This window comes from Bacteroidia bacterium (assembly GCA_016218155.1).
In the GTDB taxonomy this organism is placed as follows: domain Bacteria; phylum Bacteroidota; class Bacteroidia; order Bacteroidales; family GWA2-32-17; genus GWA2-32-17.
The window spans coordinates 15,769-41,844 of record JACREQ010000075.1; the positions used below are offsets into that span (position 1 = coordinate 15,769).

Sequence of the window (26,076 nt, forward strand, 5' to 3'; positions counted from 1 at the left end):
ATTTTTTAAAAAAGTTAAGCATTTAATAATTTACTGCCTTTAGATGCTACAAAGAAACTATAAAAAAATGCAAAAAACACAACTCCTGCTTGAGTATTTAACATTGACTCAGTTAAGAAATTTAATGCAACAATAAAAACAAATGTCATTAATAACCAATTTTTTGTTTTAATTGAATTAATAAATGGAATTAGAAACAATAATAATAACAATGAAATTCCTGCTATTCCCTGTCCAATAAAAGTTTCTAAAAACTGACTATGTGCATTTAATTTATTATCAAAAGCCCCTTTCATATTAAGGACTTTATATTCCAATAATAATTCATCCTTAATATCTCCTGTACCAACTCCTATTGCATAATTTGATTTAATAATATAAATAGCTGCTTCATATATCAATACTCTAACGCCATTACTCTCGGCTGTTGTAACATTTTGCTCGGCAGTTGCAACTGATTTTGAAACTGTTTCAAAACGCATATTCTGAGTTAACGAAAACCAAATTTGAAAAACTGCAAAAAATAAAACAATAGACGCAAATAATCTTTTACTCTTATTAAATAAAGCCGGAAGCGACATTGCAGCTAATGTAATAAAGAATATTATTATACCAGCCTTAGAAGAAAGCATATAAATAAATACTCCAAATAATAATATTAAAACGACAAATAATGACTTTAAAAAATTACTAATTTCAGATTCATTATAGAATAAATATTTCAAAATAATAGCTAATGAAAAGCATATATACATTGCAAAATAAGTAGGATGATGAAAAACTGACAATTTCATGTAAAAGAAATTATTTACATTATTCACAAAATATTCATAAAAAGCAGCACCAATACAAACAAACATTGCAAGTGTTGTTCCGGTAACAAATGTTAATAATACTGATTTACGTTTTTGTTCATTCAAGAAATCTGATAGAAAAAACACTAAGGGAAATAAAATCATTGTAAGCTTTACCTCTATATCAAACCAGCCCGCATGCATATTTGAAGAATATAGCAAACCAATTAAATGCAGTAAAAAGAAAGTAACTAAAATAATAAATACTGAATTCTTAATTGCAAATTTTGCATTATGCAGCCATTGTCCGGATAACAACCACGATAAAACAAATAACATTATAGCATAAACAGTAATTTTATGCGACAATGGCATTAGAAAAGCAACTAGTAAACTGCTATAAAAAAGTAAATTATTTGTAATTGTTTTATACATTACTCAAAGGTTTCAACTAGTTTTTCACAAATAAATTCAGATGCTTTACTATCACCAAATATTTGAAGATATTCCATATTCTGTTTAGAGTTGAACAATTTCCACGCATCCATTATTTTATTAAAATCGGCATCGCAAATAATTGCATTTCCATTTTTAACAATTTCCACCCATTCAGTCTCCGAACGTAAAATAATGCAGGGTTTTTTAAAGAAATACGCTTCTTTCTGAACTCCGCCAGAATCAGTAAACACAAGTTTTGCATTCGATTCCAACTGTATCATATCAAAGAATGAAACAGGCGGCGCCAAAATAATATCCTTATTGCTAATTATTAGATTGTACAACTCATCTCCAATATTTTTCTTAAGAATATTTGAAGTTCTAGGGTGCAATGGGATAAAGAAAGGAATAGAATAATCTTTACTAATCTTTATTATCGCTTCGAAAATTTGTTTTAGACGAACAGGATTATCAGTGTTATTATCACGATGAATTGTTGCTAAAACAAAATTATTTTTCTCTAATTTATATTTCTCAATAACATTAGACTTATTTGCTGATATTTCTGAAAAATATATGCTATTATCATACATTACATCTCCACAATGAAATACGCCAGGATTATCAATATTATAAGGCTTTTCAGCATTTATTTTAAATCCTTCTCGTTCTAAATTACTAATTCCGGTTTCGGTTGGAGAAAACAATAATGTTGAGGCATGATCACATGTGATTCTATTAATTTCCTCTGGCATACTTTTATTAAATGAGCGCAATCCTGCCTCCACATGAGCAACCGGTATATGTAATTTTGCAGCAGCAACAGCAGCAGCTAGAGTGCTGTTTGTATCACCATAAACCAAAACTACATTTGGCTTTTCTGAAAATATAATACTCTCAATTCCCTTTATCATTTCAGCTGTCTGAACTCCGTGTGATGCACTTCCAACATTTAAATTATATTTTGGCTTGGGGATTCCCATTTCAGTAAAAAAAACTTCAGACATATTTTCATCATAATGCTGACCGGTATGAACAATAATATCTTCTATCTTATCAGAAAAATGATTTTTAATTGCCCTACTTATAGCAGCAGCTTTAATAATCTGAGGACGGGCACCTATAATATTTAGAATCTTAAGCATTTTATTTTATAATGTTACAATTACTAACTTTCAAACATCAAAACTAATTCATTTTATTAATTTAATTAGTTAAAAACTCTTTAAATTCTTTTGCAATTATATCACGATTAAAATTCTTAAAAACATAATCATACGCATTTTCGGCAAGATTATAATAAAGCTGCTTATCATTATATAAAAGAGTTATTTTCTCAGCAAGGTCTTTTTCATTTTCAGGCTCAAAATAAAGTCCACACTTGCCGGTATTTATAAATAATTCACGCGCTTCGCCATCAACACCTAGTATTATTGGCTTTTTCATGTTTAAACTTTCGAATATTTTAGATGGAATAGCACCTAAAAATAAATCTAGTTTTTTAAGCGGAATAACAGATGCATCAATTGACTTAATAACAGCAGGCATTTCCTGTTTTTTAAACGCAGGAATTAAAAGCACATTTGAAAGATTCAGGTTTTCTTTCATTTTCATCAACTCTTCTTTTACTGGTCCTTCGCCTGCCAAAACAAATAACACATTAGTTTCTTTTAAAAATGATGCAGCTTTTAAAATAACTTCCAACCCTTGTGCATGCCCTATAATACCTCCATAAAAGATTACAAATTTATCTTTACCAATTCCTAATCTTATCCTTATATCTTCATATTCCTTTAATGGATCAAAGAAATTTGTATTTACTCCGTTGCGTAACCAGAATATTTTCTTTTTTGGAAAACGATCAGAAATACTTTTTACAATTCCCTGTGTTTGTCCGCTAATAAGTTCAGAATGCTTGTACATAAATCGTTCTAAACTGCCAGATAATTTGAGAAACATGCGATTTGTTACCAAACCCAATTTCTCAGCACTTTCAGGCCACAGATCGGATACATTAAAAAGTAATTTACTCCCCTTTAATTTTTTAAGTAACCAAGCTGAAATACCTAAAAACAAAGGTGGAGATTCACAAATAATCAAATCAAACTTTCCTAATCTAAACCAACCATACCAGAATGAACTCCATACAAATGAAAAATAATTTAACAACCTTAAAAATATTGAACTGCTTTTCCTGACAAATATCCATGTACGATGAACTTCTATACCTTCAATTATTTCTTTTACTTTACATTTACCCTTGTAACCCTCATAAATTTCCTGATGAGGATAATTAGGTAATGCTGTTAATACAACAATCTCATCACCCATTTGCTTTAACCTTATTGCAAGTTCCGATAATCGGTTTTGAGGAGCACCAATCTCGGGAGGATAATATTGAGTAAGTAAAAGGATTTTCATTCTATAAATATGTAGCTAATTATTTTTATTTGTTATATAATGAATTTCTTTTTCTACATTTTTCTTTTTAAAAACCAGCATAATATTTCCAGGCATTCCGGGCAAAATTGCTTCTAATATATTCACAATTCCCGGAGATAATCTTTTAACTTGATAAATTGAATGATATCTGTTAAAAAAGTTTTTAAAGAAAGTTTTATAGTACACTATTTCAAATCCTAATTCAATTGATAAATAAATCATCTGTTCCTTATTAAATCCCCATGAGTCGGCATCTTTAGCAGGCAAAAAATGATCCTTAGAATATATATCATACCACAAAAACAACCCATCATCTTCCAAATGATTATAAACATTTGAAAGCCCTTTAATTATTTGTTCCTTTGTTGTTAAATGCGAAAATAAATCAAAAGAAGTAATTAAATTAAATTTTCTTTCATTTAAATTGAGAGTTGTTATATCAGCCAAAGTGTATTGAACATCTTTATTCCTTTTTTGTGCTTTATTAATTCTATTTGAAGATAAATCAATTCCCATAATTTTATCTGGGAAGAAACCTATTGTTAAAAAATATTCAATCATCCCACCATCACCACAACCAATATCTAATAATTTTTTATTACTTAATTCACCATATTTAATTTTATATTCATTAAAAAAAACATTTAATCCACCAAACATTTTTTTTCTAACATATTTACCAATTGGATGAATTGGAGAATAAATAGAATTATTATTGTCTATTTCAGTGTCAAATCTCTCGTTTATTACGTCTTGATAATTTTTCATATTTTAAAAACCTCGCCTAAACTTATTGCAATTCAGACATAACCACTTCGACAAACTTTAAAATTGAATCACAAAAAATTGCTCGTTTAGAAATAATAATTCTATTCTCATTAAATGCTTTCAACTTATCAGGTATATGATTTATAAAATCTTCTTTTGTTGTAAAAATCACACCATTTTTTCCATTCACAACCCATTCACGGTTTGCCGGCAAATCAGATAATATTGGAATACATCCATATGCCATAGCTTCCAACAAAGAAACTGAAGTAGAATCTGATGTAGGTAAAGAAAAATAATAAGTAGATTTTTTATATATTTCAATTTGTTGCGAAGCAGACAAAAATCCTTTAAATTCTATTCTATCGCTTAATCCAATATTTTTAGTAATCTCAATTAATTCATTACGCATTGAACCATCATTTGCAATAATTAATTTAAGCTTTTCATTCTTAAATACCATTGTTGCAAAAGCATAAATAACATTATCTATATTATAATTTTCGGTCAATGCACGATTTGAAAAACACAAATTAATATCCTTTTCTTCAATTTTAACCTCTGGTAAATAATCCAATCCAAAGGGAAAAGTAATGCATTTAGTTTTAGAAAGCTTTTTTATAACATCAGACATATATTCTGAATCTGAAGTTATTACATTTGCTTTATTTAAAGAATATTTTGTAATAAATTTATACAAAAAACTTCTGTTAGGTGTTACTAAAATATCTGTTCCCCATGCTGATTGAACTAATACATAATTAACTCCTAATAAACTTTTAATTATTGCTGCAATAAATCCATGACTGGTAATATAATGAGCATTCACTATTGCAGGATTTATTTGTTTTATGAGTCGTTTAAAAAGAAAAAGTTTTTTTAATAAAGCGACATTTCCTCCATCCGGATTTAACTTTAAGTTTAATGTTACAATATTAGTTTCTGGAATAATTTTTAAAATATCAGTATGAACACCAAGAGGTGAAAGAATAAACACATCGTAATGTTTTACCAATTCCTTAGCCCATTTAAGCATGTGAACACTTTCTGCATTTCCAAACAAAAGATATCTTGGCTTATTCATGAAACAAAGATAAAATAAGTTGATTTAACTTTTGTACCTGCTTGCTTCGATGATGTTCAAGTATTAATTCTTCATTAAACTTAAGGCTCTCATTATTTTTCCACAGTTTATATGCAGATAATATCGCATCGGAAATTTCTTTTTCGTTATCAAATGAAGCCACAAAACCTGCATTACAATCAAAAATTAATTTAGCAGCAACATCAGTTTTATCTATTGCTGCAATAATTGGTCGCATAGCACCAAGATAATCAAATATCTTACCAGAAAATAGTCCCTTAAACCCATTCCCCGGCTGAATTAGAAGTAAAGCATCAGAAGATTTAAGCTTTGGAATTATTTGCTCATATTCAACTCTTTCAAAACAATTAACTATTTCTTTCAGTGCTTTAGGAATTATTATTCCACCGCTTACGCCTAAGAAATTTACAACAGGTATCTCAATTTGTTTAGTTTCAATTAAACTTATTAAAGCATTAAAGAAATGTGTTGGATTTCTATCTGCATAAAAAGTTCCCGCATAAGTAATTGTGAATTTATCATTTACTTTATTAATGTTGCCGGGCAAAAAATCAAAGCCATTTCTGATTTCAGAAAAAACAATTTTGTTATTTGTTAATTTAATCTTAAGATCTTCTATTATTGGCTCGGAGACTGTGGTTATTATATCGGCAGAATTTATTACTCTTTTTTCCAGATTATCATACCTATTTCTAATTTGTTCATTAACAAAAGGGTTTGTGGATAATGCATCACGTAAGTCGGCGATGAATTTAACCTTAGGAAATTCGGTTTTAATTTTAATTGCAACTTCAAGAGGTTCTTCTACAGGAAAACTTGCTATAATAATAGTTTCTGAATCGGGTTCAATAATATCTTTTAACTTTTTTAATGCTCCTTTTTGCCAGGATGAATATTCAGGAATATTCAATGAAATTATTATTTTATTCCATAATGCCTTTAGCTTATGAACCAGATATGAACTATGTTTTTTAAAGGTTGCTAGTTTTAAAAACTGGCTATTCTTAACATAATACACTTTAACATTATCTGGTAATTCAACATTTTCAGAGCCATCAGAATAAAGTGTAACAACTGACACATTATATTTTTCTTTATCCAGATATTTTGCAAAAGCAATCATTCTGTTACTTGCAACCGAAAGTATTGGCGGAAAGTAAACCGATAACAAAATAACATGAATTTTACTATCAGCTTTCATTACTTTGTTAATATTTTTGCAAGTTTATTAATGTTCCCTTGTGAAAACTCACGTATTACAAACTCTCTTCCCTTAATATTTAACTCTAATTTACCTGCTTTGAATTTTTCTAAAAGTTCAGTCAAACCAGACTTAATTTCTTCAATATTCTTAGCTAAAATAGAATTATCAATTGGATAATTATAAATAACATACCTACTATAAAGCAAAGATTCAAGCACAAAAAATGAAAGCCCGTCATGCTTTGGAAAACGAATTGAAACAACTGTATTTTCAAAAACCGGTTTCATATCTTTAATCCAACCAAGCAATTTTATATTTGTTGGTAACTCAACAGAATATTCGCTTGATCCAGTAATATTAAAATTAATTTCAGGAAATACTTTTGCCAATTCAATGATTGATAATATTCCATAAAACTCCTGATTATCCTGAGGAATATAAGCAAGTACGTTAAATTCAGTCGGAAAAGAAACTGAATCAGGAGCTTTATCTACAGACAATAGCGGAAGATATTTTGCATTTATTCCTATTTCTTTTAAATCGGTTACATACCATGGTGAATCGGTTAAATGAACAGGAAAATCAATAAATCTTTTTTCAGCAGTATTATTATTTATAGCAACTCTGGCCAGCTCTAAATCAGAGCCTACCCAATGAAAAACCACACGTTTTTTAAACTTAATAGCTAAACTAAGAACAAAACTTTTACCTGTTGCTCCATTTATTGAATAAACTGTTTTAGCTGTTAAAATGTGCCAAAGAAAACGAAGTCTATCGTAATTACTGTAATAAGTATTCAGAAAAATATAATTATTACCAGCATCTGCATTTTTTAGAAGAGCAGATATTTTTCTACCAAAATAAGGTAAGCCGGTAACAATGATTTTCATGAGGACTAAATTCTATTTTTTATAAATTTAGCAGGTGATCCAGCAACTAAAGTATATGGTTCAACATTAGATAAAACCATACTATTTGCACCAACTACAGCTCCATCACCTATTTTAACACCTGGCCCAATTACTACATTTGTATACAATATAACATTATCCCCAATAATTACATCTTCAAAAACATGTTTATTAATTTCGGGATATTTTGTTAATTCTTCATATTTTGTTCTTGAAGCAAATATTTTAACTCCAGGGCCACAATCAAAATTTTTACCTATAGTAATTTTAGAACCACATCCCCAGAAAATACAATTTGGAGAAATAACTGAATTATCACCAATTTCAATTCCACCTTTAAAATCGCACCAATCAACACCTCCACAATGAAGCATTACTCTATCTTGAAAAGAAACATTTTTTCCTAAAACTAAATTTGTGCGGTTTATAATTTCAACACCTCTTCCAAAAGTTACATACTGAAATTTTTTATAAATATATTTAAGATTTCTATAAGAGTTATAATGCATTAGTAACCTTTGCATGAAGAAACTCTTTTTTAGTATTTTAACTATGAAACTTTTCATCTATTCTTAACAAAGTTGCAAATTACAATTAATATTTAAATTCCTTTTAATTTTGAAATATTGTGTTGTATTTTTTTTAAAGCTTTAAATGTTTTTGTCTGGTAAACAAGTGTTTGATATGTCAACTCCTTAACATTCCATGAAAGCTTAAAATCCTTTACTCCGTCAAGATTATCACAAGCACCCATATTTACACATGATAATCCTTGATTATGTGCATGTTCAATTACAGCATACTGAACAGCAATAGCAGGATATAATTTTTTAAATTCATCATTTATTATTGTTGCTGCTAACCAATCAAACACAGTATTTTCGCCATAAAAACATATCATACCTGAAAGCATTTTCCCTTCATATTCTGCTACCCAAAGCTTAATATTATCAACCTTATGCAAACTTTCAATTAACTCAAATGAATATGCAGGAGTCGACTCACCCCACCTTGCTAAAGTATCTTTATATAATTCAATATATTTCTCGAAATATATTTTTTCATTTGTTTGAAAAATATTTAAAGCATTCTTCTTAATTATTCTTTTAATATGCTTTTGACGTGTATCGCTAAAACTTTTAACAATATCTACTAATGGCTTATCTAATTCTAAAATATAACAATGGTTATTATTAAATTTAAATAATTTGGAATCAAAATATTCAGAAAAAGATTTCTTACTAAATGGCGAATTATTTATTATTATATAATCATAATTTGTTAATTCAGACTCAATTACTTTAATAAAATTATTAAAAGAATCTGTAGACAATTCAGGAATGTACAATCCAAAAGGAAGTATATAAAGTTGTGAGAATATTTTATATTTTGTTACAATACCATATATTTTAATTTCATCAACTATCCAACCAATAATTTCAGCATTATTATATTCTTTCGCAATAAGCGAAATAAAATCAGGTGTATGAAAAAGTGTATTATTCTTCTTTTTCATTTTTTTCTGCTTTATTTATAATTGAGAATAACCAAACAAAACTTACTGAAGTATTCAAAAAACAAAGAATTCCCATTAATATAAATGCCAAGGCAAAACTATTAAAATACCAACCAATAATAATAGAAACAACTTGCAAAATAATATCACTAATTGAAAACAACATTGGTACAAACAATTTGTTATATATCAATGGAAGTGCAGAAGCAGAAGAAGCAACAAAGTTTATAAATATCCATGGTAAAAGATATTTTGCAATTTCACCTGCCTGCCTGTATTCTTCAGAAAACACAAATGCAAATAAGCCTGGTGCTATAAAAAACAATATTAAGAATATAGGAAAACCAACAAAAGCAGAAGTCTTATAAATACTAATTAACAGAGGCTTTAATGGTTTATTTTCATGATTTAATTGTGTGGCTTTTTGAAAAAACACTTGCGAAATTGACGAACTTATTATACTTGTAGGAATGCTTAAAACCCTGTATGCAAAAGAATAACTACCAAGTACTGATTGGCTAAATAAATCTTTTATTAAAAACACAATTCCACTATCCTTAAATGCACCGATTAAAGTATGGGGAGTATTTATTATTGGAAATTTTTTATTTGTTTTTGCAACAGTTTTAATATCTGTTTTACTCACCTGCTTTATATAATATCCAAGGCTTTTAAATGGTTTATACATTAAAAACAAAATGTTTATTACCATTGAACCAACATAAGCAATGATTAAGCCAGCACCACCCCCATTCATTAAAAAACCTAAAACTAAACCAATAGAAATATTTCCTGTTGAATTTCCTATTCTTGCTAAAGCATTTTGCTTAAATGTTTTAAGTCGAAACGACCAAAAGTTAAATATTTGAATTCCACCCATTAATAAAATTGATAATGGAATTAAATAAAAAATATTTTCTGACAAATTATTAATTATTGAACCTTTAGTAATTATAAAAAACAACACAACAGCTATCAAACTTAGTATAACAAAGAATATATTCACTAGAAGTGATAATGCTATAATATTTGTCGAATCACTTTCCTTTTTTGGAAGCATAATAGCCATTTCATATCGCAAACAACTTACACTTCCTACAATATTGGTAATAGCCATAAATGTAGCAAGTAATCCAAAATCTGCAGGAGAATATATTCTTGTAAGTAATGGAGATAAAAGAAAGTTAATGGCTTGAGCTATAGTAGTACCGCTCATTAATGTCAGAGTATTTTTAATAAACTCTGACTTAACAGGATTAAAATATTTGCTAAAACTCATTATTAAAAAAAGTTAGCAAATTTAGCTTTATTTTTTAATCAACGAATTATTTACTCTTATATAAATACTAGAAATAAATTACTTAAATCTAAAACAATTAACTAAATGATCATTAACAACACCAATAGCCTGTAAATGCGCATATATAGTTGTTGAACCAACAAATTTAAATCCACGCTTTTTCATATCTGCACTAACTTTATCAGATAATTCTGTTTTTGCAGGAATTTCTGACATTGATTTCAACTTATTTTTTATTGGCATATTATTAACAAAATTCCAAATATATTTATCAAATGTTCCAAATTCTTTTTGTACAGCTATAAATGCCTTTGCATTTGCAATAGCAGATTCAATTTTAAGTCTGTATCTAATTATTCCGGCATCTTGCAGCAATGACTCTATCTTATTTTCATTGTACTTACTTACCTTTATAACATCAAACCCATCAAAAGCATTTCGAAAATTCTCTCGTTTCTTTAAAATAGTATGCCAGCTAAGCCCGGCCTGAAAAGTTTCAAGAATTAAAAATTCAAAATGTTTTTTATCATCATGTACAGGATTTCCCCATTCCTCATCGTGATACTTTATATAAAGTTCATCTTTTAAACACCAGGGACAACGGATGATATTTTCTTTATTATTTATCATAATTTATTTCGGCTAAAGCCAGATTTATATTTTTCATTTGCCACGACCTAAAGGTCATTGCAAATTTATCATTCCATTATTTTGCCCCGACCTTCAGGTCGGGGATTAAAAAAAATAAAAGCTAATTGGCTTTAGCCAAAATTGCTTTTGCTTAATCCATTTATTTCCAAAAACTCATCATATTCTTCAGAAAATGTTTTCTTTTTATGATGTTCTTCTTGATTCAAAATATATTTCCTAACAATATCAATAGCTGATTCGCTTACAGATAAAGCAATATATTCATCTTGCCATTCAAATTTCTGCTTAATTATTTTTTGCTTATTTACCCAAAATGAAGATTCTCCCTTTATTAGCATAGCAATTTTTGCAATAGTTTGCTCAGTACCTAATGAAATAAGCATGTGAATATGGTTATCAACACAATTTATAGTATCGATAAAAATTTCTTTGACTTTACTATTTTCCTTTATATGTGATAAAAGTAATGGCTTTAATTCTTTTGAAATTATCGGCATTCTGTACTTTGTTGCCCAAATAAAATGTATCATTACTTTAGTGTATGGCATAACTTCTTTTGGCTAAAGCCGGATTTATTTTTTTATTTGCCACGACCTGAAGGTCATGGCAAATAAATATTATTTTTTATTATTAAACTACTACATGACCTAAAGGTCAATTTATTAACATTTTTGCCTTTCCAAATCTTTTAATTGCAAAGACAATTTATAACATTATTCAATAACAATTGTTTTCGTACTCTCTTTTCCATTATTATTTAATAATTTTATTACAAACACACCACTTCCGAGTTCCTCTTTCTTTATTATAAAATAATCATTACAAATATCTTCTGATAAAACCATTCGCCCAACTCTATCATATATAAACAGCTTTTTTATAGGATTTTTGAATTCAATAACTGCCTGATCAACTATTGGATTTGGGTAAATAACAATATCTGAGTTTTCAAAATTCTTTGGAATACTCCAAGCATTAATAAATCCGAGAATATGAATATTATCAATAACCCAACCGCCACCAGTAGTAGCAAGAGAATCGCTAATAAAATGAAACCTAACTATAACAGTATCACAAATATTTTTTGCAGAGGCTTCCCAAATCCAATAAACACTACTAAATTGCCAATCATTACAATTACCTGAAAAACCAGCTACTCCAAATTCGGAAGTGTCATTTGATGAATATAAATTATCATAATAAATCTGCCCCATTCCAACATTCTGATTTTCAATAACATTTAACCACGAAAATCCTTGATCATAACTTATTTCAACAAAACATTTTGAATGTAAACTGTCATTCTCATACTTATGTAAAAAATCAAGTTGCATTGCTTGCCCCATCCAAAGATGGGTATTAATTTTAATATCAAACCATGAATCATTTTGACCTATAAAAGGAGATATAGTATCGGTAATTATAGCATTTGGAAGGGTATATGAAGAATTTGCAAAAGATTTATTAGGTCTTCCAATTTGCCAAAGGTCATTAGTGTCATTATTAAAAATAATTTTCAAATTGGTATCTAACGTACTTTCAAAATCAATATTTGAATAAAATACTAAACTACCTCCATATTGAGAAAAACAATTGGCACTATAAAAAGCAAAAATAATCAGAGCATAAATAAATTTATTTTTCATGATTATGTACTTTACTGTTTTTTCAAAACAAACTTCACAGTTAAATTGCAAGTAAATTGCACAACAGGTTCGATAACTGCTGGATTTATTACTAAATCATAACCTGAATAAGCTTTTTTATCGTAATAAAGTGCAGGAACATTTGAGCGTGGTAACGATTTACTTCCTGGCTTTGTTTGATCTCCGGTGTATTTCACAAATTCAGAAAAAGTAGAATATCTGTCCAAAGGATAAGTACTGGAAATATTATCATTAACAGTCTGATATTTTGAATCGAATTTAACACCAAGTTTTTTGTATTCTTTTGCTTTTTCATTAATTATTCTAACACAAGTAGCTCTTATGGAATCATAAACTGCCTGAGAATTATTAATAACATAATCAACTTTAACTATGTCGTAAATTTCATTTTGTGATGCTTTAATAAGCATTTGCTCCACAATTTTAGAATCTTTATACCTAAGATGAATATTTTTACGAACTTCAAAACCTTTGGGTACTTCATTATATGTCTTACTAAAAAGTTTTTTCTCAACTTCAACTTCAAATATTGGAAATTGTGAAATAAAATCAACATATATATCTTCCTTTTTAACATTTAAAGGAAGTAAGCTTGCTACGAATGCTTCAATTCTTTTATTAATTACATCATGGCAATTTTCAATGGTCTCTCCTACTTGAGATGTAGCAAAAATAATAACATACTCATCTGCTTTAACATTCATCATAACTTTTGCATCAACAGTAAAAGAAGTATCATTTGATGAGTAAGATGGATAATATGCCTGTTGCTGAGACTGACGATAATAAGCAGCTTCATTTGCATTATTATTAATTAAACCATCATCAAAATTGCTAATATTTCCGGATTTTTTCTGGTTAAAATACCAGTTTCCTGCAGCCTGACTTAAGCAAAGTATTGGCGAAGCAATTAATGCAAATAAAATAAATGTAAAAGTTATTTTTTTCATAGTATTAAATATTTGGTTTTGACTGCAAATTATGTTTTTTTTTTATGCTTTGCAAAAAAACAAATTTGATTTATCAAAATTATAACTGTCAAACCATTAACTTTTAACTTTTAACTTTTGACTTTTACCTTGTTTGCCTTTCGACTTTAATTTTATATTTTAGCCAAATATTAATATTAAATACTATGAAACCGACTTTATCAAGAACAAAGATTATTGCAACAATGGGACCTGCATCTTCGCCAAAAGATGTACTTAAAGAAATGATTATAAATGGTCTTGACGTATGTCGTTTAAACTTTTCTCACGGAAAACATGTAGAACATTTGAAAGTAATGAATACTATCCGTGAAATAAATTCTGAAATTCATTCTAATGTTGCAATACTTGCAGATTTACAAGGTCCGAAACTTCGCGTTGGCGACATGGAAAATAATGGTGTAATGCTAGATGATGGTCAATCTTTTAATATTGTTACCATTGATTGCCTTGGAACTAAAGAAAAGGCATATCTTACTTATGAAGAGTTCCCAAAGGATGTTGCGGTTAATGATGAGATACTTATAGATGATGGAAAAATTAAACTTCGCGTAACAAATACAAACCGCAAAGATACTGTTGAGACTGTTGTTATAAACGGAGGAATTCTTTCTTCGCATAAAGGTGTAAATTTACCTAATACTAAAGTTTCACTTCCGTGTCTTACTGAAAAAGACTTGAAAGATCTGGATTTTGCATTAGAGCATAATGTTGATTGGGTTGCATTATCATTTGTAAGAACAGTTACAGATATTGTTGAGATTAAAGAAATCATAAGAAAAAAGAAAAAGCATGCTTTAGTTATTGCTAAAATAGAAAAGCCTGAAGCAATTGCAGAAATAGATAACATTATAGATATGACAGATGCTATAATGATTGCAAGAGGTGATTTAGGCGTTGAAGTTGCTTTTGACAGAGTTCCTTTAATTCAGAAAGAAATAGTAAAAAAATGTATAGAACAATCTAAACCTGTAATTATTGCAACACAAATGCTCGAAAGTATGGTAACTGCTTTCAGACCAACAAGAGCAGAAGCTACAGACTGTGCTAATGCTGTTTTAGATGGTGCTGATTGTTTAATGTTAAGTGGTGAAACTTCAGTAGGTAAATTTCCTGTAGGAACTATTCAGGCAATGGAAAGTATTATTCATTATACTGAAGATGCAGCGTACCGTTTTAACAGAGATCATGCTCCAAAGGAAATGTCGCGTACATTTCTTTCAGATTCAATTTGTCATACAGCATGCCGTTTAGCAGAACAGTCAAAAGCAAAAGCAATTATTACATTTAGTTACTCTGGTTATACTGCATTTCAAATTGCTGCACACAGACCAAAAGCAAGAGTAATTGTATTTACCAGTAATAAAGAACTTGTTTCAAAACTTTCACTTGTGTGGGGTGTTACTGTTTTCTATACAGATCATTTTAATAGTATTGATAATGCTATTGATTATTCAATTCTGACTTTAGTTGAGAAAGGATTCATAAAGAATGAAGATATAGTTGTTCATGCGGCAAGTACACCTTTACATGAAAAAGGCAGAACAAATATGGTAAAGCTTAGCTATGTTAAAGCATAAGCATATAGTAAAATAACAATATACATATTACAAGTAACAGGAACGGGTTAATTACCGGGAGTGGTCGGAAGTTTTTTCTTGCGGCCATTTTTGTTTTTATAACAAAGTAAATTATATCTTATTCAAAATGGGGTCATGTTGAGGCTCTCGAAACATGTGTGAGAGTTTGTGGGCAAATCCTTCGAGAACCTCAGGATGACTGTGAGTAAAGGTGCATTAAAATTAAACAAGCATATAATTTATTTGTTATTAGAAATTTAGTAATTGCATTATTTGTTCTTAAATGTGGAGGAAACCCTGATTTATTCTTCAATAAGACATAAAAAAAGTGGTCGGAATTTCTTCCAACCACTCCTTGTTAATTACCCGTTTTTTTTATTTATAAAAACTATATCCTATTCCCCATTCAATGACATCAGCCTTAACAAAATGTGTTTTTAAAGTTAGAGATGCAGTAATATTTTTCCATACTTTTACACGTAAACCCAATCTACTATATACAAATCCGTCATCATAAGCCTTAGTAAAGAAATAAGCACCAGCCTGCATAGTAAATGAAATTCGATTAAACATTAAATCATAAGACAAATGCAAACCGGACCTGAAATTATATAATGGCTTAAAAACAATGCTATCACTTACTATTCTCGATTCTAAAGAAGGATCGTAAAATACATCCAAGCCTGATCCGAATTTTCTTTTTAGATTAAAAAGTCGTTCGGCATTAATACTAACAGTTGTTGTATAAAACTTCTTACCATTTGGTGGAGGATTTTCACGAACACCTTTGGATAATGTTATACTATATTCATTTTTTCTTACAAAAGAAGCTTTTAACTCTTTAATCTTGGTTTTATCAATCTCAGTTGAATTGCTTAATGTAAATTTTAATCCAGCTTTTAATGAAGGAATATTAAACCCCAGATTTGGTTTTCGCCATGCTCCATTTGAATAATGAGTAAAATGGAAACCTGTAACAATTTGCAGATTTTTCAATATTTGCATTTCCGAAAACAACCCTAAATCAATAAAAGCATTTGCATGAGAACCAATTGCAACATTATATATATTATCTTCTTTATTAAATGGATTTGACAAAAATGCAAGCCCCTCTCCCATTGAATATGATAAATTAAAATTTTTCTTTTTAACAATAGGAATTTTTATAAACAAAAATGCTGCTGTTGCTGTACCTAAATATTTAGAATTGCCTAAATTTGCCCTATAACAACCTATACCTAAATCAGGTGTTCTATATAAAACCTGCCATGGTTTTTCTCCTTTTGTTTTAACCGAGATTGAAAGATCCCATGATCTTACGTGATCCTCAATTAAATATACCATTGAAGAACGATGAGGAATAATAAATCCATACCTATAATTTATATTATATGAAATTCTTTTTGTAAATATTTCCTGACCAAAGGCTGTACAAACAAGAAAAATAAAAAATATAATTATTGTAGATTTCCTCACTTTTTTAAAATATTCAACAAAAATACATTTAAGAGTTTTTATTATTTGAAAAAAAACGAAAAATATTTTGCCTCAAAAAAAGTAGATCTGAACAGATTTAGATTAAATAGTTCAACCAACTTATTAACAATATTTTGAAAAAGTTAGTAAAAATATAACTTAATCGATTTAGATATTAGTAAAGTTATTATATTAGTGCTAGTTACCTAAACATTTTAGGTATTTTTTATGCTCTTACACCTAAAACGGTTTAGATATGGACGTATAGCACTTTTATTAACACAATAATTTTATAAAAATGAAACAATTTTTAATGTTTTTTTTGATGTTCACGACGTTTTTTGCAAAAGCACAAGTAAACGATCAATGCTCAGGAGCAATTACAGTAACATGTGGAAATTCCTATTCCGGAACTACTGTTGGCGCAACAACTACGAATGATCCTACAGGTTCTTGTGGTACATCGGTTGATGGACCGGGAGTATGGTATAAATTTATTGGAACCGGAAATTCAGTAACTGCAAGTTTATGTGGAAGTTCATATGACACAAAATTACATATATTCTCAGGAACATGTGCATCTTATATTTGTGTTGATGGAAATGATGATTTCTGCAGCTTACAATCCGAAGTCAGTTTCAATACCACAGTTGGCGTTACATATTATATTTTTGTAAGTGGTTATTCATCAAATACTGGTGCATATACTTTAGCCATTAATTGTTGTACACCTTCAGTTCCCGGTATAACTACAAATCCTACTCCATCAAATGGCTCAATAAATATTAATTCATGCAGTCTTGATTTTTTCTGGACAGCTCCTGCTAATTCAGGCTGTAATGCTGCAACTTCTTATGATTTTTATTTTGGAACATCTGCAACTCCACCTTTTATTTCAAATCTTACAACAACTTCTTACGCTATTCCAAATGCACTTTCCGACAACACTACTTATTACTGGAAAGTTGTATCAATAAATGCTCTTGGTTCTGCAGTGGGATCTACAACATGGAGCTTTACAACGGGAACATCAACAAATCAATATTATTGCCTGTATAATAGTGCAATTAATTATCCTACTGCCGGTCCAAATTGTGTACAGCTTACTTCAGCAGCATCAACACAAAACGGATGTGCATGGAATAGAAATAAAATATCGTTTGCAAGTGCTTTTGATTACTCAGTTCAAATGTATTTTGGTGCAACAGCTGGTGGAGCAGATGGATGTGCTTTTGTATTTCAGAACTCACCTCAAGGAATTAGTCAGTGTGGCTCAACCGGTGGTCAGTTGGGTGCCGGAGGAATACCTAATGCAGTTGTTGTTGAATTTGACACATATGACAATGACTTCCCTACTCATAATTACGATATGTCAGTTGACCATACTGCTATTGAAATTGATGGTGATATGCAAGGCCCTGGAGCACCTTTAGCCGGACCTGTTCAAGCCGACCCATTAGATGGTTTATTAGCTGACGGTTTATTACATACACTTCGAGTAACATGGAATCCTGCAGCACCAAACCTATTAAGCGTTTACGTTGATGGAAGTTTAAGAATTTCACGCACTTATGATTTTGTAAATAATGTATTTGGAGGCAATCCTAATGTTTGGTGGGGGTTTACAGGTTCAACAGGACTACTTGCCAATCAGCAATACTTTTGTCCTGTTTCAATTCCTTTACCAGTAAATATTATTAATTTTTCTGCAAATTGTTTTGAAGGAAAAAATCAACTAGTATGGGAAACAAGTTCTGAAACAAATAATGATTTTTTTACAGTTGAAAGATCTGAAGATGGCAGAATATTTCAAAAAATAACAGAAGTAGATGGTGCAGGAAACTCAAATGATATAACACACTACAGTTGGATTGATTATAACCCATTAGAAGGGAACTCATATTACCGGCTGTCTCAAACAGACTATGATGGAAAAACTGAAATATTCCCTCTTAAAAATATAAACTGTAAACCATCTTTAACTGAATTAAATATTAAAACAGTTTTTAATTCAGATAAAAAGATATTTGCTGAATTTGAAATATCAGCTTCCGGAGATTATACAATAGAAATATTAAACTTACTTGGAGAAAAAATAAATACAAAAAACTTATTTCTAGATAAAGGATTAATTAATACTGATTTTAATGTTACAGATTTTAAGTCTGGGATATACGTATTATCAATTTATGATAATAACCAAACTGCTGTTAAAAAATTCATTATTCAGTAGGAAAGATTCTTATAATTTGTTATAAAAAAAGAGCCTCTCTTAAAGGGAAGCTCTTTTTTTTATTTTTAATAAGTATTTACTATTTCAAATAATTAATAACATTATTCTCAATTCTTTGATTTAAACTTGAAAGTTCAGCCTTAACAAATTTTTCACCGGTAATTTTTTCGTATAATTCAATATATCTATCAGAAACCTGTTTAACAAAATCATCTGTCATTTCGGGAACTTTTTGTCCTTCATGTCCCTGAAAACCGTTATCCATTAACCATTCGCGAACAAATTCTTTTGACAATTGCTTTTGTTGTTCTCCTTTTGCCTGACGTTCTTCATACCCTTCAGAATAAAAATAACGTGATGAATCAGGAGTATGAATCTCATCAATCAAATAAATTTTTCCAGCTTTTTTTCCGAATTCATATTTTGTATCAACTAAAATAAGCCCCTGTTTCTTTGCTATTTCAGTTCCTCTTAAAAACAATTCCATTGCATATTTTTCGAGCATTTTATATTCTTCCTCAGGAATTAAACCGCTTGAAATAATTTCCTCTCGTGAAATATCTTCGTCATGACCTTCGCTGGCTTTTGTAGTAGGAGTAATTATTGGTTGTGGAAAACGTTCATGTTCTTTCATTCCATCTGGTATTGTAACACCACAAATCTCGCGTTTTCCAGACTTGTATGTACGCCAACTGCTTCCGGTAAGGTATCCACGAACAATCATTTCTACAGGATAGGTTTCACACATAACGCCAACAGTTACATTTGGATCTGGTAAAGCAATCTTCCAATTTGGAACAATATCCGAAGTTGCATCAAGAAATTTTGCAGCTATCTGATTCAATACTTGTCCCTTATAAGGAATTCCTTTTGGTAGAACAACATCAAATGCAGAAATTCTATCAGAGACAACCATAACCAATAATTCATCGTTTATGTTATAAACATCTCTTACTTTACCAACATAGTGGCTTTTCTGTTTTGGAAACTGGTAGTTTGTTCCTTTTAGTGTATCCATATTTATTTATTTTTGTTTGTCTTCAAATGCTTTAACAATAGACTTAACAAGTTTATGACGAACAATATCACGTTCATCAAAAACAATTGAAGAAATTCCTTCAATATTTTTTAAAATATCTATTGCATAAAATAATCCCGATTCGTTTCTTCTGGGTAAATCAACCTGAGTAAGGTCGCCGGTTACAATAAATTTAGCACTCCGCCCCATTCTGGTTAAAAACATTTTTAACTGCATTAATGTAGAATTCTGTGCTTCGTCTAAAATAACAAATGCATTATCTAAAGTTCTACCACGCATAAAAGCAAGTGGTGCTATTTCAATAACGTTTTCTTCAAAATATTCTTTAAGCTTTTTTGCAGGAATCATATCCCGTAAAGCATCATACAATGGCTGAAGATACGGATCGAGTTTTTCTTTTAAATCACCTGGTAAATAACCAAGATTCTCACCTGCCTCAACAGCCGGACGACTAAGAATAATTCTTTTAACTTCTTTGTTTTTAAGTGCTCTTACTGCAAGTGCAATTGCACAATACGTTTTTCCAGAACCAGCAGGACCAGTTACAAAAACCAAGTCATTTTGATTACAAGATTCAACCAAAACTTTCTGGTTTGGTGTAAATGCACGAATTGGTTTGCCATTGCTATTAAAAGTAAGAATAACTTCATTTGAATTTATTGGTTCGGTAGAAACCGCCTGATTCTCTTCAGCAAATGTATAATCAAAAACTTCATCCGGAAGCTGTTTATATTTTTTGCAATAACCAATCAGATATAAAATCCTTTCTCCTAATGCTTCAATTTCTATTTCAGAACCAATTAGTTTCAACTCATTTCCGCGAGCAACAATTTTTATTGTCGGAAATATTTTAGTTAACTTATTGATTATATTATTATTTGCACCAAATAAAATTAATGGGTCAACTTCGTCTAGAAGTATTATTTTTTCGATCATGAATTTGAAATAATTCTTTACTTTTGAATATCGCAAAGAAAGCAGTTTTGTTCATCTAAATAAAAATATTTTATCAGCATAATATTAACACATGCCTTATATTGCATTGATAACAGATTGGCAACAAAATGACTACTACTTAGGTGCAGTTAAGGGTTTTATTTATTCTCAATTAAACGATGTTAATATTATAGATATAAATAATGGCATCACAAAACATAATTTATTTCCGGCAGCATTTATTTTAAAATCATGTTTTAATGATTTTCCTGAAGGTACAATTTTCATCATTGGTATTCAGACTGTAATTGAAGGTGATAATAATTATCTGTGTTTTAAATACCTAAACCGTTATATTTTATGCTCCGATAATGGCTTTTTTACACACTTTACAGATGAGACACCAGATGCAGTTTATTGTTTAGCCAATGATTCATCTACTTTTCCAGAAAAGGATGTTTTTGCCAAATGTGCATGTAAGATATTAAATGGTGAAAATATTTCAGATTTTGCAAACACAATAAATGAATATAAGATTGTTAAGAATTTTTATCCAATAATAGAAAAATCAACAATTACAGGTACTATTATTTATATTGACAATTATGGTAATGTTATTGTAAATATTAACAAAGAGCAATTTGAAAAGACTTGTAACGAAAGAAGATTTAAAATTATTCTTGGAAATACCAATTATCATATCTCAAAAATTAACAAAACATACAACGAAAATAACGACAACGAATTTATTGCATTATTTAACTCTATAGGATTATTAGAAATAGCGATGAATAATGCATCAATTGCGAATCTCATTCAACTTGAAATAAAATCAAATATTAGAATTCAATTTTATGATACTTAGAATTGTAAAAATGGAGCTCAATGAGACTAAAATTGAGCTTTTCGAACACTTTATGGATAATTTGAAAGAAGAAAAACTTAAACAGGACGGTTGTTTGCATCACGATATTTTTTGTGATAAAGACAATGAACTTATGTTTTTCTCTTATACTATCTGGGCTACAGAAAAGCATTTAAAAAAATATAAAAAGACTGAATTATTTAAAGAGGTTACAAGAACAGTAAGAACATTGTGTGTTAAAGAGCCAATTGCATGGACTGTAGAAAATGTTTTTAATTCCCCATATGATGAAGAAGTATGATGATTTAAGTCCTTTTAATAAGTTGCTAGCTATAATGGACGAGCTTAGAGAAAAATGTCCATGGGATAAAAAACAAACACTTGAAAGTCTTCGAAGACTTACTATTGAAGAAACATATGAGCTAGCAGATGCAATAACAAAAAACGATTTAAATGAATTAAAGAAAGAATTAGGAGATATTTTATTGCACATTGTTTTTTATGCTAAAATTGCAGATGAACAAAAGGCATTTAATATTGATGATGTAATTAATTCTATTTGTGAAAAACTTATTTTTAGACATCCTCATATTTACAGCGATGTTGTAGTTGCAGATGATGAAGAAGTTAAAAAAAACTGGGAAGCCTTAAAACTAAAAGAAGGAAATAAATCAGTATTAGGAGGAGTTCCAGTTTCATTACCTTCAATGGTTAAAGCCTGCAGAATTCAGGAAAAAGTAAGAGGTGTTGGTTTCGACTGGGAAGAACGAACACAGGTTTGGGATAAAGTAAAAGAAGAACTTGATGAACTTATTGTTGAAGCAAATAAAATTGATAATTTCAAGAAAACAGAGCTTGAATTTGGTGATTTGTTATTTTCTGTAATAAATGCAGCAAGACTATATGATATTGATCCCGAAATGGCTTTAGAACGTACCAATCATAAATTTATTAATCGTTTTAACTACCTTGAAGAACAAACAATAAAAAAAGGTTGTTCGTTACATGATATGACACTTGACGAGATGAATGAAATTTGGGAAGAATCAAAGAAATACGACAAATAAAACTTAATTAACACTAACTTGTTATAAGAAAACGTTGTTAATTATCCGCAACGAAGTAACAAAACAATATATATTCTATTATTTTATATCGAACTCGCATTGATTATATCTATATAAAAAAGACTGTTTCAAAATTGAAACAGTCTTTTTTATATTGTTATTTAAGCCAGTGCTTAATTATTTTATTACAGATATTTTCTTTGTTACCTTTTGATTATTTACATTTAGTTCAAGTAAATAAATTCCACTATTAAACCTGCTTAAATCTATTTCATAATGATTTGAGTTAGTTTCAAAAGGTTCAACACCTATACTGCGCCCTGTTAAATCATAAACTTTACAATCAAAAGAATTTGTAATAACATCTATCAATTCAATATTTAGTTTATCATATGCTGGATTAGGATAGATTGAAATCTGATTATCCATATCTATTTCTTCAATACCAACTAAACAACCTTGAATTTGAATTGCAAGTGTTGTATTAACAAGCATGGTATCATTAAAGAATTCAGTTGGGGTTTTCCAGGCAGAAGCTGTAGTTTTTCTTAAATACAAATTATTTGTACCAGTAATACCACGATTAGGAGCCATATACACAACAAATGTATCAGCAGGAGAATTATAAAACAACTCAAATCCAACAAAGAATTCTCCATTTACAGGAATAGGTGTAGTAAAGTGAACAGGATGATATAAATATGGAGTAAAAGAACTTATTAATTCGTCTTTATATCCTATTCTATTTCCAGGTAATCCTTGACTATTTACATCCCATACTGTAAATCTGACTTTATTATTTGGTGAAGCGCTATAAGCCTTAACAACTGGCACTACCAAACCTGTAACATCTGTAAAAGTATAATTTGTTACTTTATCAGCATAATATTTATATAAAAGTTGGTTATGTCCTGGGAAATATCCCCAATGTTGTGGAGTAAGATGCATAAATGTTAATGGATGCTCGCCTTGATAAATATTAGAAACTGTATCACAGAAACCATTAGGATCAGGCCATGTTTCTGTTGTTACAACAACATAATCAGTTTTACATAAAGTATCACGGAAAGTAGCGTTGCTAACAATTAAACAAACATCATATATACCAGGAGTAGAATAAACAATATTTTGTGGATTCTGAGTTGTAGAAGTTGCAGGTGTTCCACCCTGGAATGTCCACTGCCATCCTGTAATATTTCCAATTGACAAATCTTCAAAGCTAACTGCTCCACCCTGAACTATTAATCTACCGGTAGTTGCATGGAAATTAGCATGAACCGTGTCAGCAATTGCAGGATCAAAAATATGAATATACAGTTGCTTTGTTAATGTATCATTACCATAACCACTAAATAAGATTAGTGTCACATCAAAATCCCCAATAACTGGATAATTAACTAATGCAGGATTATTTACAACAGAATTAGTTGGAACAGCACCACTAAAATACCAATGAAGAGAATCATAAATACCAGTGGATAAATTTGTGAAATTAATATTAGAGCCAACAGGTCTGATTGTGAAATCTGCCATAAAATCAGCATGTGGTATATCAGCAGGATCAATTACCTTAATATATCCAAGTTTTGTTAAAGTATCATTTGTTGCAGCATTTGCAGCCCTGTGCCATACGTTATAAATACCTGGAGTGCTATAAAGTATATTTTGTGGATTCTTAACTGTTGAAGTATTTGGTACACCCCCATCAAAAGTCCATTGCCATGAAGTTGGAACATTTGTACTTAAATCAGTAAAATCAACTGTATTTCCTGATAAAATAACTGTTGGGTTTCCAACAAAATCACAATTTACAGCTGCAGGATCTATAACTTCAATATAAGCTATCTTGGTGATACTATCTGCAAAATTTGGTTTTGTAACTTTTAATTTAACAGGGAATAAACCTACTGTATTATATTGAATATTTTGAGGATTTTGTATTGTTGATGTTAAAGGTCCAGGACCGGCACCTGCTCCTGTAAAAGTCCATTGCCATGCAGTTGGGTTACCAGTTGTTAAATCAGTAAAATCAACCAATCCGCCAATATTTACTGTTAAAGGAACACATGGTACACCAACAAAATCAGCAACTAATGGAACGCCACATTTAGCAGATTGTCCAAGTTGCTCAAGAGGTCCACCCGGAGCAAAACAAGCCTGAATTCTTGTTTTCTGACCTGGAGTGAAATTTGCATATGCTATATCATCAACATAATCCATAAAATTCATATACATAATTCCAGGAGCAGTTCCCGAACAAGCATCTAACAAAGGAGGTGTTGGATTGCCATAAGTCTCAATATCCTGAGGAGGAGTATCAGCAACTAAATCGTCAGGTGAACAACCACCAGCATCTCCCCATGTATGTTTTAAATCAAAACAGTGACCACTTTCATGAGTACCTGTGCCACCTAAATTATATGGTGGTGAAGCACCAGTAACACCTGTATATTCATAATGATTTACCAATCCGTATTCAGGATTTGTAGCAGCACCACCTGGAGTAAGTGCATATCCACATAAGCCTCCTCCAAGATCACAAACCCAAATATTTAAATAATCTGTAGTTGGCCAACTATCTAAACCTCCGGTTGCAAAATGTTTTACATCTGAGCTTGTACCCCATGGTGCTCCAGCCCAGTCTCTTCTTTCAATTCCATTTGTTGCAGCTCCAGTAGGACTAATTGTAGCCAAACAAAACTGAAGATCTGTATTGGTTTTTAAGCTTGCAGCAAAGGGTCCCATTGAATGGGTATTTAATCCTGCATAATCCTGATTCATCACAGCTATTTGTTCAGTACATCTTAAATCGGCAAAAGTAGCTTGTTGAGCAGTAGATAAAACAATATGAAAAACAACAGGTATTGTTATTACAGCTTTTGGAGAATAGCCATTTGGGTGATCAGCAACAAATTTATTTGTAAAATCCTGTAATTTCTGATAAACCTCTGCATATCCAGGTTCATTTTGTAAACGCCATTTCTGAACTTCTTCAAAACCACATTTACGCTTTGTGCTTGTAGTATTATTCTGAGCAAATAAAACTACCGACATTAAAACTGCAATTAAAAAAGTAAAAATGTATTTCATATTGT

The 26,076-nt window shown here is 30.0% G+C and carries 23 protein-coding genes; 5 read left to right on the forward strand and 18 right to left on the reverse strand.

Annotation, left to right across the window (positions count from 1 at the left end; translation table 11 throughout):
- Nucleotides 1-14 precede the first annotated feature (14 nt).
- From HY951_13670 to HY951_13735, 14 genes are all read right to left on the reverse strand, one after another.
- Nucleotides 15-1,229 (reverse strand): O-antigen ligase family protein, encoded by a 1,215-nt coding sequence (locus tag HY951_13670; GenBank protein MBI5541109.1) that lies wholly within the window; start codon nt 1,227-1,229, stop codon nt 15-17.
- A complete protein-coding gene (wecB, locus tag HY951_13675; GenBank protein ID MBI5541110.1) occupies nt 1,229-2,377 on the reverse strand; it encodes a UDP-N-acetylglucosamine 2-epimerase (non-hydrolyzing) in 1,149 nt (382 codons plus the stop codon). The genes HY951_13670 and wecB overlap by 1 nt, the downstream gene beginning before the upstream one ends.
- 61 nt (nt 2,378-2,438) lie before the next feature.
- Nucleotides 2,439-3,653, reverse strand: coding sequence for a glycosyltransferase family 4 protein (locus HY951_13680; GenBank protein MBI5541111.1), 1,215 nt, complete (start codon nt 3,651-3,653; stop codon nt 2,439-2,441).
- 15 nt (nt 3,654-3,668) lie between these two features.
- Nucleotides 3,669-4,442: a class I SAM-dependent methyltransferase gene (locus HY951_13685; GenBank protein MBI5541112.1), complete on the reverse strand. Its 774-nt coding sequence runs from the start codon at nt 4,440-4,442 to the stop codon at nt 3,669-3,671.
- Nucleotides 4,443-4,464: 22 nt separating this feature from the next.
- A complete protein-coding gene (locus HY951_13690; protein ID MBI5541113.1) occupies nt 4,465-5,526 on the reverse strand; it encodes a glycosyltransferase in 1,062 nt (353 codons plus the stop codon).
- On the reverse strand, nt 5,519-6,748 hold the full coding sequence (locus HY951_13695) for a hypothetical protein (protein ID MBI5541114.1): 1,230 nt from the start codon (nt 6,746-6,748) through the stop codon (nt 5,519-5,521). Before HY951_13695 ends, HY951_13690 begins: the two co-directional genes overlap by 8 nt.
- The gene (locus HY951_13700) at nt 6,748-7,641 is read right to left on the reverse strand and encodes a hypothetical protein (GenBank protein ID MBI5541115.1); all 894 of its coding nucleotides are present in this window, start codon (nt 7,639-7,641) and stop codon (nt 6,748-6,750) included. Before HY951_13700 ends, HY951_13695 begins: the two co-directional genes overlap by 1 nt.
- A gap of 5 nt (nt 7,642-7,646) precedes the next feature.
- On the reverse strand, nt 7,647-8,186 hold the full coding sequence (locus HY951_13705; GenBank protein ID MBI5541116.1) for an acyltransferase: 540 nt from the start codon (nt 8,184-8,186) through the stop codon (nt 7,647-7,649).
- 77 nt (nt 8,187-8,263) lie between these two features.
- The gene (locus tag HY951_13710; protein ID MBI5541117.1) at nt 8,264-9,178 is read right to left on the reverse strand and encodes a GNAT family N-acetyltransferase; all 915 of its coding nucleotides are present in this window, start codon (nt 9,176-9,178) and stop codon (nt 8,264-8,266) included.
- On the reverse strand, nt 9,162-10,457 hold the full coding sequence (locus HY951_13715) for an oligosaccharide flippase family protein (protein ID MBI5541118.1): 1,296 nt from the start codon (nt 10,455-10,457) through the stop codon (nt 9,162-9,164). The genes HY951_13710 and HY951_13715 overlap by 17 nt, the downstream gene beginning before the upstream one ends.
- Nucleotides 10,458-10,535: 78 nt before the next feature.
- Nucleotides 10,536-11,087: a DNA-3-methyladenine glycosylase I gene (locus tag HY951_13720; GenBank protein MBI5541119.1), complete on the reverse strand. Its 552-nt coding sequence runs from the start codon at nt 11,085-11,087 to the stop codon at nt 10,536-10,538.
- A gap of 152 nt (nt 11,088-11,239) precedes the next feature.
- A complete protein-coding gene (gene tnpA / locus HY951_13725; GenBank protein MBI5541120.1) occupies nt 11,240-11,677 on the reverse strand; it encodes an IS200/IS605 family transposase in 438 nt (145 codons plus the stop codon).
- Between the two features lie 165 nt (nt 11,678-11,842).
- Entirely contained in the window at nt 11,843-12,775 is a 933-nt protein-coding gene (locus HY951_13730) for a T9SS type A sorting domain-containing protein (GenBank protein ID MBI5541121.1), read from the reverse strand.
- A gap of 11 nt (nt 12,776-12,786) precedes the next feature.
- Entirely contained in the window at nt 12,787-13,746 is a 960-nt protein-coding gene (locus HY951_13735; protein MBI5541122.1) for an SIMPL domain-containing protein, read from the reverse strand.
- A gap of 185 nt (nt 13,747-13,931) precedes the next feature.
- Here HY951_13735 and pyk point away from each other — a divergent pair, with 185 nt between their 5' ends.
- Entirely contained in the window at nt 13,932-15,365 is a 1,434-nt protein-coding gene (pyk, locus tag HY951_13740) for a pyruvate kinase (GenBank protein MBI5541123.1), read from the forward strand.
- A 375-nt stretch (nt 15,366-15,740) separates the two neighbouring features.
- Here the strand turns inward: pyk and HY951_13745 are convergent, their stop codons facing one another.
- Nucleotides 15,741-16,841, reverse strand: a complete 1,101-nt coding sequence (locus tag HY951_13745) for an acyloxyacyl hydrolase (GenBank protein MBI5541124.1) — start codon at nt 16,839-16,841, stop codon at nt 15,741-15,743.
- A gap of 325 nt (nt 16,842-17,166) precedes the next feature.
- On the opposite strand from HY951_13745, the gene HY951_13750 reads away from it, so the two are divergent.
- On the forward strand, nt 17,167-19,074 hold the full coding sequence (locus HY951_13750) for a T9SS type A sorting domain-containing protein (protein ID MBI5541125.1): 1,908 nt from the start codon (nt 17,167-17,169) through the stop codon (nt 19,072-19,074).
- 79 nt (nt 19,075-19,153) lie between these two features.
- On the opposite strand, the gene HY951_13755 is transcribed toward HY951_13750, so the two are convergent.
- Both HY951_13755 and HY951_13760 read right to left on the reverse strand, forming a co-directional pair.
- Nucleotides 19,154-20,092, reverse strand: coding sequence for a phosphoribosylaminoimidazolesuccinocarboxamide synthase (locus HY951_13755; GenBank protein MBI5541126.1), 939 nt, complete (start codon nt 20,090-20,092; stop codon nt 19,154-19,156).
- Nucleotides 20,093-20,098: 6 nt separating this feature from the next.
- Nucleotides 20,099-21,049, reverse strand: coding sequence for a PhoH family protein (locus HY951_13760; GenBank protein ID MBI5541127.1), 951 nt, complete (start codon nt 21,047-21,049; stop codon nt 20,099-20,101).
- Nucleotides 21,050-21,140: 91 nt separating this feature from the next.
- Here HY951_13760 and HY951_13765 point away from each other — a divergent pair, with 91 nt between their 5' ends.
- From HY951_13765 to mazG, 3 genes are read left to right on the forward strand one after another with little or no spacing between them, the layout of a single operon-like run.
- Nucleotides 21,141-21,914, forward strand: a complete 774-nt coding sequence (locus HY951_13765; GenBank protein ID MBI5541128.1) for an SAM-dependent chlorinase/fluorinase — start codon at nt 21,141-21,143, stop codon at nt 21,912-21,914.
- Nucleotides 21,904-22,215: an antibiotic biosynthesis monooxygenase gene (locus HY951_13770; protein ID MBI5541129.1), complete on the forward strand. Its 312-nt coding sequence runs from the start codon at nt 21,904-21,906 to the stop codon at nt 22,213-22,215. Before HY951_13765 ends, HY951_13770 begins: the two co-directional genes overlap by 11 nt.
- Nucleotides 22,199-22,981 carry a nucleoside triphosphate pyrophosphohydrolase gene (gene mazG / locus HY951_13775; protein MBI5541130.1) on the forward strand — a complete coding sequence of 261 codons (783 nt, stop codon included), beginning with the start codon at nt 22,199-22,201 and terminating at the stop codon, nt 22,979-22,981. The genes HY951_13770 and mazG overlap by 17 nt, the downstream gene beginning before the upstream one ends.
- 177 nt (nt 22,982-23,158) lie before the next feature.
- Here mazG and HY951_13780 read toward each other — a convergent pair whose 3' ends face one another.
- On the reverse strand, nt 23,159-26,071 hold the full coding sequence (locus HY951_13780; protein MBI5541131.1) for a PKD domain-containing protein: 2,913 nt from the start codon (nt 26,069-26,071) through the stop codon (nt 23,159-23,161).
- Nucleotides 26,072-26,076 lie beyond the last annotated feature (5 nt).

Coding starts and splice junctions, on each gene's coding strand:
- HY951_13670 (MBI5541109.1), bottom strand. CDS start 1,229: ATGTATAAAACAATTACAAATAATTTACTTTTTTATAGCAGTTTACTA.
- wecB (MBI5541110.1), bottom strand. CDS start 2,377: ATGCTTAAGATTCTAAATATTATAGGTGCCCGTCCTCAGATTATTAAA.
- HY951_13680 (MBI5541111.1), bottom strand. CDS start 3,653: ATGAAAATCCTTTTACTTACTCAATATTATCCTCCCGAGATTGGTGCT.
- HY951_13685 (MBI5541112.1), bottom strand. CDS start 4,442: ATGAAAAATTATCAAGACGTAATAAACGAGAGATTTGACACTGAAATA.
- HY951_13690 (MBI5541113.1), bottom strand. CDS start 5,526: ATGAATAAGCCAAGATATCTTTTGTTTGGAAATGCAGAAAGTGTTCAC.
- HY951_13695 (MBI5541114.1), bottom strand. CDS start 6,748: ATGAAAGCTGATAGTAAAATTCATGTTATTTTGTTATCGGTTTACTTT.
- HY951_13700 (MBI5541115.1), bottom strand. CDS start 7,641: ATGAAAATCATTGTTACCGGCTTACCTTATTTTGGTAGAAAAATATCT.
- HY951_13705 (MBI5541116.1), bottom strand. CDS start 8,186: ATGCAAAGGTTACTAATGCATTATAACTCTTATAGAAATCTTAAATAT.
- HY951_13710 (MBI5541117.1), bottom strand. CDS start 9,178: ATGAAAAAGAAGAATAATACACTTTTTCATACACCTGATTTTATTTCG.
- HY951_13715 (MBI5541118.1), bottom strand. CDS start 10,457: ATGAGTTTTAGCAAATATTTTAATCCTGTTAAGTCAGAGTTTATTAAA.
- tnpA (MBI5541120.1), bottom strand. CDS start 11,677: ATGCCATACACTAAAGTAATGATACATTTTATTTGGGCAACAAAGTAC.
- HY951_13730 (MBI5541121.1), bottom strand. CDS start 12,775: ATGAAAAATAAATTTATTTATGCTCTGATTATTTTTGCTTTTTATAGT.
- HY951_13735 (MBI5541122.1), bottom strand. CDS start 13,746: ATGAAAAAAATAACTTTTACATTTATTTTATTTGCATTAATTGCTTCG.
- pyk (MBI5541123.1), top strand. CDS start 13,932: ATGAAACCGACTTTATCAAGAACAAAGATTATTGCAACAATGGGACCT.
- HY951_13750 (MBI5541125.1), top strand. CDS start 17,167: ATGTTCACGACGTTTTTTGCAAAAGCACAAGTAAACGATCAATGCTCA.
- HY951_13755 (MBI5541126.1), bottom strand. CDS start 20,092: ATGGATACACTAAAAGGAACAAACTACCAGTTTCCAAAACAGAAAAGC.
- HY951_13760 (MBI5541127.1), bottom strand. CDS start 21,049: ATGATCGAAAAAATAATACTTCTAGACGAAGTTGACCCATTAATTTTA.
- HY951_13765 (MBI5541128.1), top strand. CDS start 21,141: ATGCCTTATATTGCATTGATAACAGATTGGCAACAAAATGACTACTAC.
- HY951_13770 (MBI5541129.1), top strand. CDS start 21,904: ATGATACTTAGAATTGTAAAAATGGAGCTCAATGAGACTAAAATTGAG.
- mazG (MBI5541130.1), top strand. CDS start 22,199: ATGATGAAGAAGTATGATGATTTAAGTCCTTTTAATAAGTTGCTAGCT.
- HY951_13780 (MBI5541131.1), bottom strand. CDS start 26,071: ATGAAATACATTTTTACTTTTTTAATTGCAGTTTTAATGTCGGTAGTT.